The sequence below is a fragment of the Bombilactobacillus bombi genome (genome assembly GCF_003522965.1).
Lineage (GTDB): Bacteria > Bacillota > Bacilli > Lactobacillales > Lactobacillaceae > Bombilactobacillus > Bombilactobacillus bombi.
On sequence record NZ_CP031513.1, the window covers coordinates 331,049 to 350,585 of the forward strand.

General features: G+C 34.7%; 20 protein-coding genes. 16 read left to right on the forward strand and 4 right to left on the reverse strand.

Annotated elements, in window-relative coordinates:
• The first annotated feature begins 4 nt into the window (after positions 1–4).
• From DS830_RS01745 to DS830_RS01760, 4 genes are read left to right on the forward strand one after another with little or no spacing between them, the layout of a single operon-like run.
• Positions 5–346, forward strand: a complete 342-nt coding sequence (locus DS830_RS01745; RefSeq protein WP_240366816.1) for a YlbF family regulator — start codon at positions 5–7, stop codon at positions 344–346.
• A 55-nt stretch (positions 347–401) separates the two neighbouring features.
• Positions 402–1,583: a metallophosphoesterase family protein gene (locus tag DS830_RS01750; RefSeq protein WP_118908018.1), complete on the forward strand. Its 1,182-nt coding sequence runs from the start codon at positions 402–404 to the stop codon at positions 1,581–1,583.
• Between the two features lies 1 nt (position 1,584).
• Positions 1,585–4,065, forward strand: coding sequence for an ATP-binding protein (locus DS830_RS01755; RefSeq protein WP_162887473.1), 2,481 nt, complete (start codon positions 1,585–1,587; stop codon positions 4,063–4,065).
• Positions 4,066–4,070: 5 nt separating this feature from the next.
• Positions 4,071–5,042, forward strand: coding sequence for a 3'-5' exoribonuclease YhaM family protein (locus DS830_RS01760; RefSeq protein WP_118908020.1), 972 nt, complete (start codon positions 4,071–4,073; stop codon positions 5,040–5,042).
• A gap of 57 nt (positions 5,043–5,099) precedes the next feature.
• On the opposite strand, the gene DS830_RS01765 is transcribed toward DS830_RS01760, so the two are convergent.
• The 3 genes from DS830_RS01765 to DS830_RS01775 form a co-directional block, all read right to left on the reverse strand.
• The gene (locus DS830_RS01765; protein WP_118902911.1) at positions 5,100–6,020 is read right to left on the reverse strand and encodes a peptidylprolyl isomerase PrsA; all 921 of its coding nucleotides are present in this window, start codon (positions 6,018–6,020) and stop codon (positions 5,100–5,102) included.
• 111 nt (positions 6,021–6,131) lie between these two features.
• Positions 6,132–6,407 carry a hypothetical protein gene (locus tag DS830_RS01770; RefSeq protein WP_118901060.1) on the reverse strand — a complete coding sequence of 92 codons (276 nt, stop codon included), beginning with the start codon at positions 6,405–6,407 and terminating at the stop codon, positions 6,132–6,134.
• Between the two features lie 2 nt (positions 6,408–6,409).
• On the reverse strand, positions 6,410–6,850 hold the full coding sequence (locus DS830_RS01775) for an HIT family protein (protein WP_118901062.1): 441 nt from the start codon (positions 6,848–6,850) through the stop codon (positions 6,410–6,412).
• A 98-nt stretch (positions 6,851–6,948) separates the two neighbouring features.
• Here DS830_RS01775 and DS830_RS01780 point away from each other — a divergent pair, with 98 nt between their 5' ends.
• Genes DS830_RS01780 through trmB form a run of 3 tightly spaced genes read left to right on the forward strand, consistent with a single transcriptional unit; the run spans position 6,949 to position 9,549 of the window.
• Complete coding sequence (locus tag DS830_RS01780) at positions 6,949–7,686, forward strand: ABC transporter ATP-binding protein (RefSeq protein WP_118901064.1); 738 nt, start codon at positions 6,949–6,951, stop codon at positions 7,684–7,686.
• Positions 7,683–8,897 (forward strand): ABC transporter permease, encoded by a 1,215-nt coding sequence (locus DS830_RS01785; RefSeq protein WP_118908021.1) that lies wholly within the window; start codon positions 7,683–7,685, stop codon positions 8,895–8,897. Before DS830_RS01780 ends, DS830_RS01785 begins: the two co-directional genes overlap by 4 nt.
• A 10-nt stretch (positions 8,898–8,907) precedes the next feature.
• Positions 8,908–9,549 (forward strand): tRNA (guanosine(46)-N7)-methyltransferase TrmB, encoded by a 642-nt coding sequence (trmB, locus tag DS830_RS01790; protein WP_118908022.1) that lies wholly within the window; start codon positions 8,908–8,910, stop codon positions 9,547–9,549.
• Positions 9,550–9,605: 56 nt separating this feature from the next.
• On the opposite strand, the gene DS830_RS01795 is transcribed toward trmB, so the two are convergent.
• Complete coding sequence (locus tag DS830_RS01795; protein WP_118901070.1) at positions 9,606–9,920, reverse strand: hypothetical protein; 315 nt, start codon at positions 9,918–9,920, stop codon at positions 9,606–9,608.
• Positions 9,921–10,040: 120 nt separating this feature from the next.
• Between DS830_RS01795 and DS830_RS01800 the strand changes: the two genes are divergently transcribed.
• The 9 genes from DS830_RS01800 (at position 10,041) to DS830_RS01840 (ending at position 19,537) form a co-directional block, all read left to right on the forward strand.
• A complete protein-coding gene (locus tag DS830_RS01800) occupies positions 10,041–10,361 on the forward strand; it encodes a thioredoxin family protein (protein WP_118901072.1) in 321 nt (106 codons plus the stop codon).
• 18 nt (positions 10,362–10,379) lie between these two features.
• Positions 10,380–11,015 (forward strand): YtpR family tRNA-binding protein, encoded by a 636-nt coding sequence (ytpR, locus tag DS830_RS01805; RefSeq protein WP_118909081.1) that lies wholly within the window; start codon positions 10,380–10,382, stop codon positions 11,013–11,015.
• Between the two features lie 20 nt (positions 11,016–11,035).
• A complete protein-coding gene (gene murC, locus DS830_RS01810; RefSeq protein ID WP_118908023.1) occupies positions 11,036–12,358 on the forward strand; it encodes a UDP-N-acetylmuramate--L-alanine ligase in 1,323 nt (440 codons plus the stop codon).
• Positions 12,359–12,507: 149 nt separating this feature from the next.
• A complete protein-coding gene (locus DS830_RS01815; RefSeq protein WP_118908024.1) occupies positions 12,508–13,455 on the forward strand; it encodes a Dyp-type peroxidase in 948 nt (315 codons plus the stop codon).
• 150 nt (positions 13,456–13,605) lie between these two features.
• Entirely contained in the window at positions 13,606–16,263 is a 2,658-nt protein-coding gene (gene polA, locus DS830_RS01820) for a DNA polymerase I (RefSeq protein ID WP_118908025.1), read from the forward strand.
• Between the two features lie 8 nt (positions 16,264–16,271).
• Positions 16,272–17,102, forward strand: a complete 831-nt coding sequence (gene mutM, locus DS830_RS01825) for a bifunctional DNA-formamidopyrimidine glycosylase/DNA-(apurinic or apyrimidinic site) lyase (RefSeq protein WP_118908026.1) — start codon at positions 16,272–16,274, stop codon at positions 17,100–17,102.
• Positions 17,102–17,692, forward strand: coding sequence for a dephospho-CoA kinase (coaE, locus tag DS830_RS01830; RefSeq protein ID WP_118908027.1), 591 nt, complete (start codon positions 17,102–17,104; stop codon positions 17,690–17,692). Before mutM ends, coaE begins: the two co-directional genes overlap by 1 nt.
• A 14-nt stretch (positions 17,693–17,706) precedes the next feature.
• Positions 17,707–18,192, forward strand: coding sequence for a transcriptional regulator NrdR (gene nrdR / locus DS830_RS01835; protein WP_118901083.1), 486 nt, complete (start codon positions 17,707–17,709; stop codon positions 18,190–18,192).
• Entirely contained in the window at positions 18,182–19,537 is a 1,356-nt protein-coding gene (locus tag DS830_RS01840; protein WP_118908028.1) for a replication initiation and membrane attachment family protein, read from the forward strand. Before nrdR ends, DS830_RS01840 begins: the two co-directional genes overlap by 11 nt.

A 19,537-nucleotide genomic window follows, 5' to 3' on the forward strand; every position in this document is an offset into this window, starting at 1 on the left:
ATAAATGATTAACGTCTACGATACCGCTAACCAATTGGAGAAGGATTTGCGTCAAACCCCTGAAATTTTAGGTTTACAAGGAGCATTTAGTCAGATGAAAGCTGATGCTATGGCTTATAGCATGTTTCAAAAAATGCAAAAAATGCAAGCTGACTTTCAAGAAAAGCAAATCAATGGGCAAGAAATAAGCGATGAAGAAATTAAGAATCTACAAGATTTATCAGGACAATTGACTAAATTTGATTCTGTCAAAAATTTGATGGAACAAGAACGAAAAGTAAATGCCATGATGGAAGAATTAAATAAAATTATTTCTAAACCACTTGCAGAAATCTATCAAAGCTAATTAGTTTAAGCGGCACTTGCTTCGGCAGTGTCGTTTTTTTGTAGGAGGAATAAAAATGAAATTTATTCATACAGCTGATTTACATCTGGAGAGCCCTTTTAAAGGTTTAATGCAATTGCCTTCTGCCATTAAGAAAGCTGTAGAAAATTCAATTTATCAAGCGATGGATCAGCTAGTGGCCACGGCGATTAAGCTTTCAGTGGATTTTATCATTATTGCTGGGGATGCTTTTGATGATGCAACTCGTGATTTACATGCGCAATTTTATTTACAACGTAAATTTCAAGAATTAGCTCAGCACCAAATTGCTGTTATTATGATTTATGGCAATCATGACTATTTGACTTCTTCACAAGCGGTAGTTTCTTATCCAGATAATGTTTATGTTTTTGGACCGGAAGTAACAACTACCACCTTAACGCTTGCTGATGGTCAAAAGGTAGCTTTTAGTGGTTTTAGCTATAATCAAAATCATATCCAGACTAATTTAGCTCAAACATATCCTGCTAGATTACCTAATGTTGATTATCAAATTGGTATTTTACATGGAGAATTGGGACAAAAAAGTAATTATGCACCTTTCACTTTAGAAACTTTGCAAAGTAAAGGTTATGATTATTGGGCGCTGGGTCATATTCATCAACGTCAAATATTGAGCCAAAATCCCTATGTTGTTTACCCGGGTAATCTACAAGGCCGCCATCGTAACGAGTCAGGTGACAAAGGGTATTATCTGGTTGATTGGGATGGAACTACTACCAAGTTGAAGTTTATTTCAACAGCTGCGATTATTTGGCAAAATGTTCAAGTAAGTGTTGCACAGATTTCCAATTTAGATAATCTAATATCTAAAATTCAAAAAGCTGTATTCAATGATAAAAATACCTTGGTAGATTTAACTCTGACAGATTTTGAACAATTAGACCATGATTTGCAAGCACTCATTACTTCAGGTGAACTGTTGGCTACTCTCCAAGCAGATGTACCCGCTGAACACTTTAATTATATTTATCATGTGCAACCGCAAGTGAAATCACAGACAATTTATCAAACAATTGACGAAAAGTATTGGCAAAGTGCAGCAAATCAGATTTTTACGCCAAATAATTTATTAAAACACTTAGGCAAATTACAACAAGTCCCAGTTGTCAGAGAAACTTATCAGCAGAAAGATTTTTTATCTGAATTGCAGCAAAGAGCAGTAAATATCATCAGTCAAAATAAGATGGAGGAATAGTGTGAGAATTACAAAATTAAATATTTATGGATTTGGTTGTTGGGTAGATACCAAGTTCAATTTTCAAACTGATTATCAGGTGATTTGTGGCGATAATGAGACTGGTAAAACCACTATTCTATATTTTATTCGTTCAATTTTATTTGGCTTTGCTTCTGCTCGTGGTCAAGAAAAGTATTGGCAATATCTACCGCGTCAAAGTAGTAAATATGGCGGTGAAATCGAATTAATTGATAATGATAGTAATTATTGGCTGGTGCGCCGAGTAAAAAATAAAAATAATGAAGAGTTAAAAATTTTTAAAAATAATCAAGAAACAGACCCAGCCGAATATGCAAAATTATTAGGTCCTGTAACGGATACCTTATTTGCTAAAACTAATTTTGTAGATCGTAAAGCTTTAGAACAGGTTTATCATCTTTCTGATGATGAACTATTAGAACAAATATTAGCAATGGGAGCTGTAGGTTCGAATGAATGGCTCAAGTTGCAAAAAAAGTTAATTAAAGATGCTGATCAAATATATCGTCCCCGTGGTAAAAAATATGAATTAAATCAGTTACTGGAAAAAGCCGATGATTTGCAACAACGTTTAAGTCAAGTCAACAACGAAAACAAACAATATCAAACATTGGAAGCTCAGTTGCAAAAGTTAAACCAACAGGTTTCAGAGGTACAAACCCAAGTACAAACTGCCCAGCAGCAATTACAGTATTGGCAAAATTTGCAGAAAAATTGGTCTAATTATGTCGAATTGCAAAATTTAACTGCTAATTTAACAGATTCTTCTGAGATAGATAATCAAGATTGGAATAAATATATTGAATTAAAGCAACAATTAGCCTTGGAACAGCAAAATATTGGTAACCTAGAACAACAACGCCAAAATATTAAATTTAGTCCAGAACAAACCGCTCAACTTAATTATTTTATTGCCCATCAACCAAAAATCGAGCAATTACAACAGCAACAAGAAGAACTGCGATTTCAGCAACAGCACTTAGAAGCTGAGATAGTTGTGCAACAAAAACAGTTACACGAACAACAGACACAACTTTTACAACAAAATCCCCAGTTGACTGCTGAAGCACAGCCGTTGACCAGACAACAAATACAAGAATTTCAAAAATTAGTTAATCAAACTGATGTACAAGTTGCTGGAACTCAAGGGCTTAAAAAAGTGGTAATTGGCTTGATTGCTGTTGTTGTGACTGTAGGCGGTCTCGTTATCGGACATAGTTTGCTACTAGCGCTTTTGGGATTATTAATTAGTTTAGGTGTTGGCTGGTGGCTTTTAACTATGAGCACTACTAGTTCTAGCAATGTGCAAGTTAGAACTAAAATTCAGAGTTTTAAACAAAAATATCACCTCGATAATCTTACCGATCAAGAAGTAATAACTCTTCAAGGAGTTATCGGGCAATTAGCTAATCTAACTAACCAAATTCAAAAAAATCAATCTCAAATTGAACAATATCAAAAAAATTACCAACAGTGGCAACAAAGCGTGCAGCTGTTATTAGACAATGCTAATAAGAACTCAAAGCCAGTAACTTTCAGTGAATTTTATCAGACTGGTCAACATCTCTTACAATTACAGCAACTGCAGCAAAATACCCTAGAACAAATTAATCCACAAATAACAACTCTTAAATTGCAGCAAGAGCAGCAACAGCAACAATTGAATAAAATTTTGGCCAAATATCATGTCACTAGTTTGGTGGATTTCGAACAATTACAAAAAGATACTCAGCACCAACAGCAAAAATTGCAACGCCGAGCAGTTTTACAAGAAACTTTAAAACCAATCATAAAAGCGCTGCAGACTATAGGCAATCAAGCTAACTTAGATAATAAATTACAACAAGCTCAAAACAAATTACAACACCAAGAGCAAATTTTTAATCAAATTCAAAGTCAACAAGCACAGCTAATGGCCCAAGAAAACCAGCTAGCTGATGATAATCAATATCAACAGGTAATCCAAACAATTGAGTATAATAATACTGCAGTTGCGACTGCTTTTTCAGAATGGATCAGTCAAGTAATGGCTGCTGAATGGATTAATGAAACTCTCAATCAAGCAAGTGCTAATCGTTTTCCTAAATTAATGCAACAAGCAGAGTATTTTTTTCAACGATTAACTAATAATCGTTATCGCCAAATTGAATTTATAAATAATAATTTAACAGTTTTAAGTGTTGCGCATGAACGCTTTGAAGTTCATGAATTATCACGGGGGACCGCTGCGCAATTATATTTGGCGTTAACGTTGGCTTTTAGTTTAGAAATGGCCGATTTGACAGTTTTACCCATTTTGATTGATGATGCGTTTGTGGATTTTGATCCGATACGAAAAGCTAACATTGGTGAAATAATTCAGCAAATGGCGAAGACGACCCAGATTATATATGTTTGCACTGATACACAAGTTACAACTTTATTTGACCAAAAGCATATTTTAAATTTGAAAGGACTGTGAGAATAATGCTTAAAAAACTAGCCGACTTACAGGCAGGCAATGATTTTGAATTTCCAGTTTTACTTAAGCAAGTAGATGTCAGAACAGCACGTAATTCGAAAAAATTTTTGGCAATCGTTTTTGCGGATGATACTGCCGAACTACCGGGTAAATTTTGGGATGCTTCAGCACAAGATATTAAGGATTTTGTAGCAGGAAAGGTTGTTTTGTTAACTGGCAAATGCGAATTATACAACGGTTCTCTACAAATAAAAATTATTAATATGAAAATTGCTGAAGCCAATACGTATTCTTTGAATCAATTTATAAAACATGCTCCGTTAAGTCAAAAGCAAATGCAAGAACAAATTAATGAACTAATATTTCAAATTACGCAACCAAAATGGAATCGAATTGTGCGCTTTCTCTTCAAAAAGTATCAACAAAAATTTTTTGAATATCCAGCAGCCAAGTCTAATCACCATGATTATGTTGGTGGTTTGGCTTATCATACTCTAAGTATTGCTAATTTAGCGCAAAAGGTTTGTCAACAATATCCTCAAGTCGATCAATCATTATTACTAGCTGGAACATTATTGCATGACTTAGGTAAAACAATTGAGCTAAGCGGTCCTTTAAATACACAATATACACTAGAAGGCAATTTATTAGGTCACATAGTCATTATGGATGGGGAAATTGTGGCTGCCTGTCAACAAATAAATATTGATTCTAATGATGAAGAGGTAGTCTTATTACGTCATATGATAATTGCCCACCATGGACTTAATGAGTATGGTTCACCTAAAAGGCCGCAACTGTTAGAAGCAGAAATTCTCCATGCCTTAGATGAACTTGATGCTACAATTACAATGATTACTAAAGCAGAAAAACGAGTAGCAACGGGAGAATTTACGGAACGAATTTTTGGCTTGGATAATCGGCGGTTTTTTGTACCAAATGCTCTTGCTTCAAATAATGATGATATTAAAAAATAAATAAAAAGACAAAATAAAAAAGCATATTGTTAAAATATGCTTTTTTATAAACAATTATTATTTACTTGATGATTTAGCATTCTTGTTGCTGTCTTTGCCATTTGACAAGTAACCAGCCAAGATGTTCTTCATATCGTTATCTTTAATCGAAATATCAGAACGTTTCAGAACTTTAGAAATAACTTTTTGCATTGTTACGGAATCTTGCATCCGTTCTGCATAAATTTGATTTTCTAGTTCTTGTTTGTGACTATTTAAAGTACCTTTACTTGGGCGTTTGTCCATCTTAATAATATGATATCCATAAGATGATTTGACAGGTTCTTTAGTGTATTGACCTTGTTTTAATTTCAAAGCAGCCTTTTTAAAGTTTGCATCAAGAGATGTATCACTATTGTTGAAGGAAGGCAACTTACCACCATTGTTCTTGGTACCAGTATCAGTGGAATACTTCTTAGCTAACTTATCAAAATTACCACCGTCATCTAATTGCTTGATAACATCTTTAGCGGTATCTTCATCTTTAACTAAGATATGCTGAACGGTAACCTTAGGAGTATATTTCTTCCACTGCTTATTTAATTCAGCTTTCGAAATAGAAGTTTCTTTACGAACGGCAACCTTAGTTAACAAGTTGGTCCGGATAGTGTCTTTGAACGAAGCAGCATCCATACCATTTTGTTGCAAAAGACTATCAAATTGAGAACCGTATTTATCTTTATATTGATTATATTCTTTGTTGACTTCTTTATCACTGACATTTTTGCCATATTGATCTTTCAAAGCTTGAGAAATAATCATTTGCTGGAGGGCTTGTTGACCAGCTTGCGACTTCTTCATCTTTTGGTAAAGTTGTTCTTGAGTGATTTTACCACCCTTCATAGTAACAACAGCTTTGTTGCCTGAACAACCAGCAACTAATGATACTGACAATAATGCAACAATTGTCAATATTATTTTGTTAAATTTCTTTGACATAACTTTCACTACACATCCAATCTAGTTTTATCTCGTTAAGATAACAACTACCAAGATAACATATTTTTGATATTTTTAATACCATAAAAAATTAATTTCACATAAATTTCACTAATTTTTCGGTAATTTTTGTTTTAATTCATTGGCGGAATTCATGATTTGTTGCAAATCAGCATTAATTTGAGTTTCACTGTGACTAAGAGTTTGCTGAAGTTCCTTGACAGTAGGAATCACATCTTGTTTTAATTGAGTAGTAATGCTTTTAAGCTGCTGAGGCCAAGAACTTACTGTACTGTTGGGATGAGCAACTTGAGGCTGTTGTCGTTGCCAACTGCTGAAACAACCAGCTGCTGTCCCAACTAAAAATCCGGATAATAAACTTTTCATAATTATTCTCCTATGTGTTCGATAATTTTTTGAGCAATATCGTTAAGCTGTTGCTGATTATATTTATCAGTATTATCAGCCCACTTCATTTGAAAACCATCATTATCAGTATAACGTGGTACTAGGTGAATATGAGAATGAAAAACTGATTGATAAGCAATTTTGCCATTGTTAATACTAATGTTCATGCCTTGAATATCCGAATTAGCGGCTTTAATAGCACGAGCAACTTGAGGTACCCGGGAAAAAACTTCTCCAGCATATGAGGCATCATATTCAAAAATATCTTGAACATGTTTTTTAGGTACGAGAAGTACATGACCAGGTGTTACTTGTGAAATATCCAAAAAAGCTTTCACCACATCATCTTCATAGACGGTATAACTGGGGATTTCCCCAGCAATAATTTTGCAAAATACACAGTTTTCTGTTGTAGTACTCATTAGTAAAACCTCCTTAATTGATGAATAAAAGATTCCATCTTATATATATTTAATGCTATCATAAATACAGCTGATTTAAAGAGAGTAGGTTTAAATTTATGACTTTAAAAATAACAAATTTAACAGGCGGATATGGTCGAATCCCAGTTTTAAAAAATGAAACATTTACCGTGGAAAATGGACAAACTGTTGCTCTAATTGGTCTTAATGGAGCCGGTAAGTCCACAACAATTAAACATGTCATGGGTTTGTTGCAGCCACAACAAGGAACCATTACATTAGATGGTTTATCATTAAAAGATGATATACAAGCTTATCGGCAAAAAATTGCTTATGTACCAGAACTTCCGGTTCTTTATCCAGAATTAACTTTAAAAGAGCATATCGATTTGACGATTATGGCTTATAATCTTGATTCTACAGCAACTTGGAAGCAAGCCCAAAAACTTTTAGAAATTTTCCGCTTAGATAACAAGTTAAATTGGTTTCCAATCAATTTTTCAAAGGGGATGAAGCAAAAGGTCATGATTGTTTGTGCTTTTATTACGCAAGCACAATTATTTATTATTGATGAGCCCTTTACAGGATTGGATCCGCTAGCTGTACATGATTTGTTGAATTTAGTCCAAGAGAAAAAACAATCCGGGGCAGCTGTTTTAATGTCAACACATATTTTAACTAACGCGGAACAAAGTGCTGATTGTTTTGTTTTGCTGAATCACGGTCAAGTACGCGCACAGGGAACATTAACTCAGATTCAACAAGAATTTGGCATGGATGCGGCTAATTTAGATGAATTATATGTCCAAATGTCCAAGGAGGAAGCTGACGCATGAAATCCTTGTGGCAACAGCGATTTATAGCTCATATACGAGAACAAAGCAAATTCTTAAAATTAGTATTTAATGAATATTTTATTATTGCCATTATTTTTATGATTGGAGCTGTGGGTTTTTGGTATTCACAAGCTTTGGATACTTTGCCAGCTAATAGTTGGTGGACAAAACCTGTTGCTATTATCATTATGGGGATTGTCACTTTGCTATTTCAACCAGTCACTTTATTACAAAGTGCTGATACAACATTTTTGCTGCCCCAAGAAAAATCTTTGCCGCGTTATCTAGCCGCAGCCCGAAATTATAGCTTGTTACTTCCATGTGCTTCATTATTGTTGACTGGATTTTTTTTAACGCCTTTTCTAGCTCGAGGAGCCAGTTTTACAATTTCACAAGTAATTTTGTTAACTTTAACAAGCGTATTGCTTGCAGTTGCAGTAATTACTAATCAATTAAGTTCTTTATACAATCATCACACCCTGAATTATTTACGTGGGGAAAATATTGGTGGTGTCTTGATTTTATTGGCAATTTCTACTTACTTGAATAGTTGGCTAGCTTTAATATTAGCAGTTATTTGGCTAGCTGTTAGTGAATATCGCTGGCATTTATGGTTTAAAACACGCGTTTTCAATTGGAATTTAGCAATTACCAAAGAAAAAGGACGCTCTTATCAGTTAAAACGATTCTACAATTTATTTACTGATGTACCAGGAATTGCTAGTAAAATTGCCCGGCGTCAATGGCTTGATTGGTTGTTTAAACCAATTGCTCTACAACAACAAAACACTTACTTATATTTATTCATGCGTGGCTTTATTCGTAATACTGAGTATAGTGGGTTGTTTTTACGCTTGACAATTGTTGCTTTGTTATTGATTTATGCGATTCATAATTATCTTTTAATTACTATTATTGTCGCTTTATTTTTATATTTAGTTGAATTTCAGTTATTACCACTTTATAAGAATTATGATGCGATTGTCCTGACGCAAATTTATCCATTAACTCCAATGCAAAAACAACAAAGTTTTAAGAAGTTGTTAGTTGGGGTCTTATCTTTACAGTGGTTGTTGATGGCAATTGCCTTAGTAATATGTCATGGAATAGCGATTGAGGTTTTAGTTCCATTATTTGTCAGTTTACTAATGGTTGGATTTTTAGTGGAATTATATTTACCGCGACAATTAAAAAAATTAAATAAAAATTGAGGAATATATTATGCGTTTGAGAAATAAACCTTGGGCAGAACAGTTAATTCAAGAACATCCTGAATTAATTAGTGTTAATCCCACAGATATGGCTGGAAAGTGGCAAACTAAGTTTGCTCAAGTGCAGCCAATAGAATTAGAATTGGGTTCTGGTAAAGGAAAGTTTATTATTGAGAAAGCTCAAAAAAATCCGCAAATTAATTATTTGGCCATGGAAGTGCAAACAGCAGCTTTAGGGATGATTCTAAAACGTCAAATAGAATTACGATTACCGAATCTCCAATTGTTGCAAGCCAATGGGCGTGATGTCAACAGTTTGTTTGCTAGAGAAGAAATCACTAAATTATATCTGAATTTTTCTGATCCCTGGCCTAAAACTCGACATACCAAGCGCCGCTTAACTGCGCCTAATTTTTTAGAGCAGTATCAAGATATCTTGTTAGCACCAGGAAATATAGAATTTAAAACAGATAATCAAGGTTTATTCGAATATTCTTTAGTTAGTTGTAATAATTTTGGCATGAAGTTTGATGAAGTGCTGTTAGATTTACATCAAAGTGAGCGTGCAGCTGCGAATATTACTACTGAGTATGAGGAAAAGTTTAGTAAAAAAGGGCAGCCCATTTATTTTTTGGCAGCCCACTTTAAATGATTTTATTAAAAAAGGGACTGGTATAAATTTTATTCCAGTCCCTTATTGTTTTGATATTATACTCGTTGAATATCGAGCAATTGTCCGGTTAAGGCAGAAGCAATAAAGTGATATTGAGCTTCTTCATCATCTTGGACAGCTGTAACGCCGCCTACTAAAGCCCAAACATCTTCACCATCAACATTAACTTTTTGAAACATTGGCTCCACCCAAGTAGTAATGATGTTTGTATCTTCGCCAAGGTTTGTCTTAATCCGTTCAACAACTTGTTTACTATCAATTTCGTGTAATAAGTACATTGCGCCAGCACCCATTGCTGCGAGTGCTCCGGTAGCAACTAATGTTGTTTTTGCAATACCTTTTAAACTCATAAATAGACCTCCTATATTTGATACTTCTATTTTATCATTATATAATACTTAGTTGAGACATTTGACAATATTTTTTTAATTTATCGTAGTATTATATAGAAAAGGGAAAGGATTGATTTTATGAAAAAATTAGCAGATTATCAAACTACTAATGTTCAAGAATTAACTAAAAATGGTAAGTTTATGTTGTTTTTTGAAGCAGATTGGTGCCCCGACTGCAAATTTATTGAGCCTCTGATGCCTGAAATTGAAGCTGAATATCCTGAATATCAATTCATTGAAGTTGACCGTGATGAATATATGGATTTGGCTAAAGAATTAGGAATTATGGGAATTCCTAGTTTTGTTGCTTTTGCTGATGGTAAAGAAATTGGCCGCTTTGTCAATAAAGATCGTAAAACAAAACAAGAAGTTGAAACATTTATTAACTCATTAAATTAGAAGGATTTGGTGGCCGGAGTGTTAATTAGTTCATATAACCCAGATGTTTTAGGTGATGTCTTAATAGTTGTCACAGGAGCAGATAGTTCGCAACAAGAATATTTACAAAAAGCCAATATTGTCCAAATTACTAATGATCAAAGACAAGTTATTGGCTATAATTTTTTTGATATGGCACAATCGCTTGGATTAAAGTCACAAGATTGTGGTCAAGTGTTTTTAACAGATTCACAAGTGCAAATTTTAAATGACTGCTTAAAAAATAATGGAATTGAGGATGTCTTAGTAGCTGATTTAACTCCGAAATTTGTGGTTGGCTATGTTCAATCAATTGCAGCCCATCCTAATTCAGATCATCTGCATATTTGCCAAGTAAAAACAGACGCAGACCAATTAGAGCAAATTGTTTGTGGAGCTCCCAATGTTGATCAAGGCCAAAAAGTTGTTGTTGCCAAAGTTGGTGCCATGATGCCTAATGGACAAATTATTTTTCCGGGACAATTGCGGGGAATCGATAGCAACGGGATGCTTTGCTCAGCAAAAGAGTTGGGCTTGAGTCAAGCACCAAAAAAACGTGGTATTTTAGTATTAGATGATCAGTATCAAGTAGGTACTGCGCTTGATTTGCAAGAATTAAATCAAAATTATAAGTAAAAATTTGGAAGGAATTTCCTATGGAAATTACAATTTATCATTTTGTTGGTATCAAGGGCACCGGGATGAGTGCTTTAGCTTTGATTTTACACGATTTAGGTTATCAAGTTGAAGGTTCCGATATTGACAAGCATACTTTTACTCAAGAAGGTTTAGAGCAGGCTGGAATTAAGATAACACCTTTTAGTAGTGATAATATTCACCCTCAAATGACAATTATTGCTGGTAATGCCTTTGGAGCGGATAATTCAGAACTTAAGCGCGCGCATGAGTTGGGTTTAACAATTTTAAGTTATCCCGAAATGGTTGAACAGTTAATTCAGCATTACACTTCAATTGGTGTGGCCGGTGCGCACGGAAAAACCAGTACCACTGGACTATTGGCACATGTGTTAAGTGGCATTGATAAAACCAGTTATTTAATTGGTGATGGAACAGGAAAAGGAATCAAAGATAGTAAATTCTTTGTTTTTGAAGCCGATGAGTATCGGCGCCATTTCTTAGCTTATCACCCCGACTATCTTATTATAACTAATATTGATTTTGATCATCCGGATTATTTTAAAGATTTTGATGATGTTGTTGCAGCCTTTCAAACGGAAGCTAATCAAGTAAAAAAAGCGCTCTTTGTTTGGGGCGATGATCAAGCATTACAACAATTATCAACTCAAAATGAGGTGCCAATATATTATTACGGTTTATCTGATCAAAATGATTTTCAGGCTATCAATATTGAACGTAATACTCAAGGAAGTTCGTTTGAAGTATTGCATCATGGCCAAACATTAGGTCGATTTACGATTCCGTTATTTGGTGAACACAACGTTTTAAATAGTTTAGCAGTTATTGGCATTAGCTATTTAGAAAAAATTAAGCCGGAGTTGACACAACAGGAATTATCGACTTTTAATGGAGTAAAGCGGCGTTATAGTGAAAAACAAATTGGGGATATGATTTTAATTGATGATTATGCACACCATCCTTCAGAAATTAAAGCTACATTGGATGCTGCTCGACAACAATATCCTGATAAACAATTAATCGCTGTATTTCAACCACACACTTACAGCCGCACAAAAGCTTTGTTAAATGGTTTTGCTCAAAGCTTAGATTTAGCTGATCAAGTCTATTTAACTAATATTTTTGGTTCCATTCGTGAGCAACAAGGACAAATTAGCAGCGCCGATTTAGGCAATAAGATTGTTCATGGTGGTCAAGTCATTACACTGGACGATTTGTCACCTTTACTGCAGTATCATAATGGAGTAATTATTTTTATGGGTGCTGGTGATGTTCAAAAGTACGAAGTAGCTTATCAACAAAAATTATTAGCTAAAAATTAATTTTTTAAAATTCAAAATATTACTGCACCTGTAGGGGTTAAGACTAAATGTTGTCTTAACTCCTATTTTTATTTACTTCCTATATATTATTGTCAAACATTAAAGCTAATTACTGATATAATATATTTATAAATTAAGGGGGTATTTAAATGGTGATGAACCCAAATAAAGCACAAGATGTTTGGAAAGATATTGGCGAACATGTTCAATTTACTGTTTTAGAATTAAATCGTCAAAATCAAGAATTAGAACAGCAAGTAATTCAAGATTTTGCAGATCGTTATCAAGCAATTTTGCGATCTTTGCGAATTCGTGATGCTGATGGCGATTTGAAATCAGCGTTTGGTTTTAGCAGTGATGCTTGGGATTATCTGTTTCCCAATGCCCCAAAACCTAAAGAATTAGAGCCTTATCAAACAATTAGTGGTCCTAAATACTCAATGCCAGCAACTAAAGGTGACCTTTTCTTCCATATTCGCGCTAAAGATGAAGCCGTAGTTTATGAGGCAAGTAATCAATTTCGGCGATTTTTAAAAGATATCACTACGGTTGTTGATGAAACTAAAGGCTTTCGTTATTTTGAAGGTCGAGCGATTATTGGTTTTATTGATGGTACAGAAGCTCCTTCAGTCGAAGATGCTGCGGATTTTGCGATTATTGGTGATGAAGATCCGCAGTTTGAAAATGGTTCTTATGCTTTCGCACAAAAATGGAAACATAATATGGACTTTTGGAGCCAATTAACTACTGAGGCCCAAGAAAAAGCAGTAGGGCGTGAAAAGTTTGGCGATTTAGAATTAGATGATGATCAAAAAGCAGTTAATGCTCATAATGTGACTTCTAAGGCTGAAGTTGAAGGTGAAGAACAAAAAATTGTGCGAATGAACGTACCATATTCTGATCCAGCTCAAGATAACACGGGCACTTATTTTATTGGTTATTCGCGTTATTGGTCTGTTACTAAGTTAATGATGACCAATATGGTTAATAAAAATGACTTTTTACTTACTTTTTCAGAAATTCTCTCTGGTCAATTATTCTTCATTCCGTCTCGACCATTATTAGATCAAATTGCTGACGGTCAATTTAATAACTAACGATACAAATAGGAGCGGAACAATATTTTGTTCCGCCCTTATTTGTTAATAATACTTATTTAAAACTTCGAAACTAGTACAATTAAGTCAGGATTTTGGCAGATAAGATTATATTTGATAGAATAAGTATCAGAGAAATGAGGTAAATTAATGGAGTCCAAAAAATTAGTTTTAGTTGATGGCAATAGTATTGCTTTTCGTGCTTTTTATGCCATGTATACTGTTTTAGAAAAATTTAAAAGTCCAGATGGTTTGCATACCAATGCGATTTATGCTTTTAATAATATGTTGGATTTAATTTTGTCCAAAAGTCACCCAACCGATATGTTAGTTGCTTTTGATGCAGGTAAAGTCACTTTTCGCAACCAACTATATGATGATTATAAGGGCAATCGCTTAAAGACGCCTGACGAATTTCGCGAACAATTACCATTTATTAAACAATTATTAGCAGCTCGAGGCATCAAAACTTATGAATTAGAGAATTATGAAGCTGATGATATTATTGGGACAATTGCTACACGTGCTAATAAAGAAAATTATCAAACTGTCATCGTCACGGGTGATCGCGATTTAACCCAGTTGGTAAATGATAATACTACGGTTGCCGTAACTATTAAGGGTGTCACAGATTTAGAATTTTATACTCCTCAGCATTTTCAAGAAAAGTTAGGAATAACTCCTCAGCAATTAATTGATTTAAAGGGTTTAATGGGTGATAACTCCGATAATTATCCTGGTGTTACTAAAGTAGGCGAAAAAACAGCTTTAAAATTATTAAAACAATATGGTTCTATGGAAAACTTATATGATCATGTTGAAGATATGAAAGCCAGCAAATTAAAGGAACACCTCATTCAAGATCGTGAACAAGCATTCTTATCCAAAAAATTAGCGACTATTAAAACTGATGCACCCATTGATTTGCAAATTTCAGAATTAACTTATGAAGGTATTCAAACTGAACCTTTAAAGCAGTTCTACCAAAAAATGAACTTCCAATCATTTCTGAAAAAAATGACTACTGGCGAAGAAGATACTGCAGCAACTGCTGAAGATAATATTAAATATATTGAATTAAATGCTGATACAGTTAACCAGTTGGTATCTTCCAAACAACCAGCGGTTGTAGTAGTGGAAATGGTCCATGACAATTATCATACAGCACCTATTATCGGATTAGCTTGTGGTAATGATCAAGGGATTTTTGTCAGTGATAATTTAGATATTTTACAAGATAGATCATTAAAAAATTGGTTAAGTAATGCTCAAATCAATAAGTCAGTCTTTGACTTTAAACGTACGTATGTTGCCTTAAATCGGCAGCAAATCTCACTGGCGGGGGTTGATTTTGATGCTTTGTTGGCATCTTATCTCCTAGATGTTAATGAAAATTCCAATGATTTGGGTCAATTAGCGCAAGCATATGGTTATCAAAATTTAACACCGGATAATCAATTTTATGGTACTGGTGCCAAGTTAAGCATCCCACCACATTCTGAATTATTGCAACATTTGGCGGCCAAGGTGGATGCGATTCAATTTTTACAAAGTAAGTTACCTTTACAATTACAAGAGCATGACCAAGATCAATTATTTGATGATATTGAATTGCCGTTATCCAAAGTTTTAGCTGAGATGGAAATTGCTGGAATTACTGTCAGTCGCACAACTTTAGAACAAATGGAACAAGACTTAGATCAACGTTTGCGAGATTTAGAAACAACTATTTATCAATATGCAGGGCATGAATTTAATATCAACTCGCCTCAGCAGTTAAGTACCGTTTTGTTTGAAGAATTAGGCTTAAAACCAATCAAAAAAAACAAACGAGGTTATTCTACTTCTGTAGATGTGCTCGAAAAATTACAAGGACAATCACCAATTATTGCAGAAATTTTGAATTATCGCCAAGTAGCCAAAATTCAATCAACCTATGTCTTAGGTTTAATGAATTCTATTGCGCCTGATCAAAAAGTGCATACCCGTTATCAACAAACCTTGACTCAAACTGGTCGGTTATCATCTGTTGATCCTAATTTACAAAACATACCAGCTCGTGATGAAGGACGGGAAATCAGAAAAGCATTTGTACCACGTCATGCAGATTGGGAAATTTTTTCCAGTGATTATTCGCAAATTGAATTACGAGTTTTAGCTCATATTTCCGGTGATCAAAATATGCAACAGGCCTTTGCAGAAAATTACGATATTCATGCACATACAGCTATGCGAATTTTTGGGTTAGATAACATTGATCAAGTGACTCCCGATATGCGACGTCAAGCCAAAGCAACAAACTTCGGCATAGTCTATGGAATTAGCGATTATGGTTTGTCGCAAAATATTGGGATTTCACGTAAGCAAGCGGCGGAATTTATTGCAGCTTATTTTGAACAATATCCAGACGTCAAAAACTATATGGATCAAACTGTTCAAAAAGCGCGCGAAGAAGGCTATGTAGAAACAATAATGCATCGGCGCCGTTATTTGCCAGATATTCATTCGCGCAACTATCATATTCGATCATTCGCAGAAAGAACAGCTATGAATACTCCCATCCAAGGCAGTGCTGCTGATATTATTAAGATTGCAATGATTGATATGCAACAAAAGTTAAAAGATGAACATTTACAGGCAACAATGCTTTTGCAAGTCCATGACGAATTAATCTTTGAAGCACCAAAAGCAGAAATTCCAATTTTAGAACAACTCGTGCCCAAGATTATGGATTCAGCAGTTAAATTAGATGTGCCTTTAAAAGTAGAATCAGCTCATGGACCAAATTGGTTTGATGCTAAAGGATAGGTGAAAATATGCCAGAATTGCCAGAAGTTGAAACTGTGCGCCGCGGATTAAATCAATTAATCAAGGGCGCCAAAATTAGTGATATTAATATTCGCTATGACAAAATCATTGTTGGTTCAACAACAGATTTTAAACAGCAGTTAATTGGGGCGACAATTGTTGAAGTGTCACGCAGAGCCAAATATTTGTTATTTCATTTTGATAATAACTTGACCATGATTAGCCATTTGCGCATGGAAGGCAAATATCAAGTTCGTGATTCTCAATCAGAATTTGATAAGCATGTGCATGTGATTTTTTGCTTGGAAGATGGTCGTTTTCTAGGGTATCGGGATGTGCGCAAGTTTGGTAAGATGCAATTAGTAGACCGTAGTACAGAAATGCAGGTCAAATCTATTGCAGCACTAGGACCAGAGCCACTGACACCGCAATACACATTGGCATCCTTACAGCAAGGATTACAAAAAAAGAAAAAATCAATTAAAGCTACTTTGTTAGACCAACATGTGGTTTCGGGATTAGGGAATATTTATGTTGATGAAGTTTTGTGGCGCGCAAAAATTCATCCCGAAGAACCAGCTAATAAGGTGACCGCAGCACAAATTACAGATTTGTATCCAATTATCAATGACGAAATTAAGACGGCAATTGCTGCTGGAGGCACGACTATTAGAAGTTATGTAGATGCCACTGGTCATCAAGGAAACTTTCAACTGCAGTTAAATGTCTATAAACAAGAAGGTAATCCTTGTGCGCGCTGTGGTACACCCATTGAAAAAATAAAAGTGGCTGGCCGTGGGACTCATTTTTGTCCTCATTGTCAGGTACTAAATCAATAATGCAATTATCTGTAGGAGTTACCGGTGGGATTGCTACCGGGAAATCAACTGTCACTAACATTTTAGTGCAACAAGGATTTAAAATTGTTGATGCTGATCAAATTGCGCGCGAAGTGGTTTTACCACAAACTCCAGGTTGGCAGCAAGTTGTTCAACTTTTTGGTACACGAATTTTACAACCCAATCAGGAATTAGATCGTGTTCAATTAGGTCAAATTGTTTTTAATAATCAGCAACGCTTAACACAACTTAATCAAGTTTTGCAACCACTTATTCGGCAGCGTTTAACTGAGTTAATTCAGTCGATATCTGATGATAATATTCCAGTCTTTTTTGAAATACCATTGTTATTTGAACAGCATTATCAAAATTTATTACAGAAGACATTGTTAGTTTATGCAACGCCAGCTGTACAATTACAACGTTTACAAAAACGCAATAACTTAACTAAACAAGCAGCACAACAACGTATTAATAGCCAAATGGACTTACAGCAAAAAAGAAAATTGGCTGATTTTATTATCAATAATGATGGTAACTACCATCATTTAGTACAGCAAGTACAACGATTTGTCACTTTACTGACATAAAAGGAGTGTTTCCAATGATTTGTCCACATTGTCATCAAAATTCTTCCCGAGTAATTGATAGTCGACCAAGCGATGAAGGTCGAGTTATTCGCCGTCGCCGAGAATGCGAAAATTGTGGTCATCGGTTTACAACATTTGAACGCATTGAGCAATCTCCAGTGTTAGTAATTAAAAAAAATGGAAACCGCGAAGAGTTTAATCGGGATAAAGTATTACGTGGAATTGTTCGGGCTGCCGAAAAGCGCCCAGTAACATTAGATGAGATGAATCAAATCGTTGCTAAGGTGGAAACCAAAATTCGTGCTACAGGAGAAAATGAAATTGATTCACGTCAAATTGGAGAATACGTAATGCAAGAATTAGCGCAATTAGATGACATTGCCTATATTCGATTTGCGAGTGTTTATCGCCAATTTAAAGATATTAATGGCTTTATGAAAGAGGTACAAGAAATGATGGCTAATCACCAACAAAATAATTCTCAGGCTGATGAAAAATAAAATGGCGGAACAAATGATAGATCCTTTATGGGGATACTGGGTGACCAGCAGTGATTATTTGACTGACTATGATCGACGAGTCCTAATGGATCTTTACCAACCATTGGTGGGAAGTGATGCGATTAGTTTGTATCAGTTATTATGGAATCAAAGACAGGTACTACTCTCGGAAAGAAAACAACACGCCCAGTTATTGAATTTATTGGATATTGATGTACAACACCTTTACCAAGCACGGATTAAGCTAGAAGCCGTTGCTTTACTGCATACTTTTTCTACGAAGGACACCTTGGGTTCATATCTAATCTATCAATTGCACGCACCTTTATCTCCCCAAAAGTTTTTTAGTGATAATATTTTAAAAACTTTCTTATATGAAAAAATTGGCCATTATGAATTTTCACGTTTACAAAAAAAATATCAACCGCAAGCTTTACCACAAAATCAACAATTAACCGATATTACTCATAGCTTTTTGGATGTTTTTCACTTGTCAAGTTCAGAAATTTTAAAAATGTCCGAACAATCTACGTCAACTGTTACTACTCCAGCTCAACCGCAATATACTTCTCAACAGCTGGCCAGTTTTGATTGGCAATTGCTAGCTGATTATACTGCCAGTTACCATGTGAGTTCTGAAGATATTGCTCAACACCAAAATGAACTGTTTAATGTGCACGCATTTTATGGAGTTACTGAAATCGAAATGGCAGATTTAATTGCCAATACTCTTAATGTTACGAATAATAAGATTGATATTCAACGATTACAAAATATTGCACAAAAACGTTTTGAAGATCGCGTCAATATCAAAGCTCATAATGAACAAAATAATCAAAAAACAGAAATTGGCCCAGATGATGCTTCCCTATTAAAAAACTTCACTGCCACAGAACGTCAATTAATTAAACAAGCTAATCAGTTGGCTCCAGCAGAATTTCTTGCAGTTAAAAAACGACAAATGAATGGTTTTGTGGGCTCTTCTGAAACTGGAGTTTTGCGCCGCTTACAACAACGCGCAGTTTTACCATTACCGGTGATTAATATTTTGATAGATTATATCTTAGACAATTCGGCTACATTGACACAAAGTTTAGTAGAAAAAGTAGCCAATGACTGGGCACAAAATGATATTAAAACTGCACCAGAAGCAATACAACGCATTAAAAATCGTACGCATAATCGATCTAAAACGAACTCCACTGCACGCAAGTCCCCGTATAAAAATTATCAACCACATAAAGAGCAAGTGACCGATTGGACAAAGCATCAAGCCAAAAAAGTTGATCCAGCGGAGTTAGCTGAATTACAAAAACAATGGCATGAATTTAAAAATAATTCATGA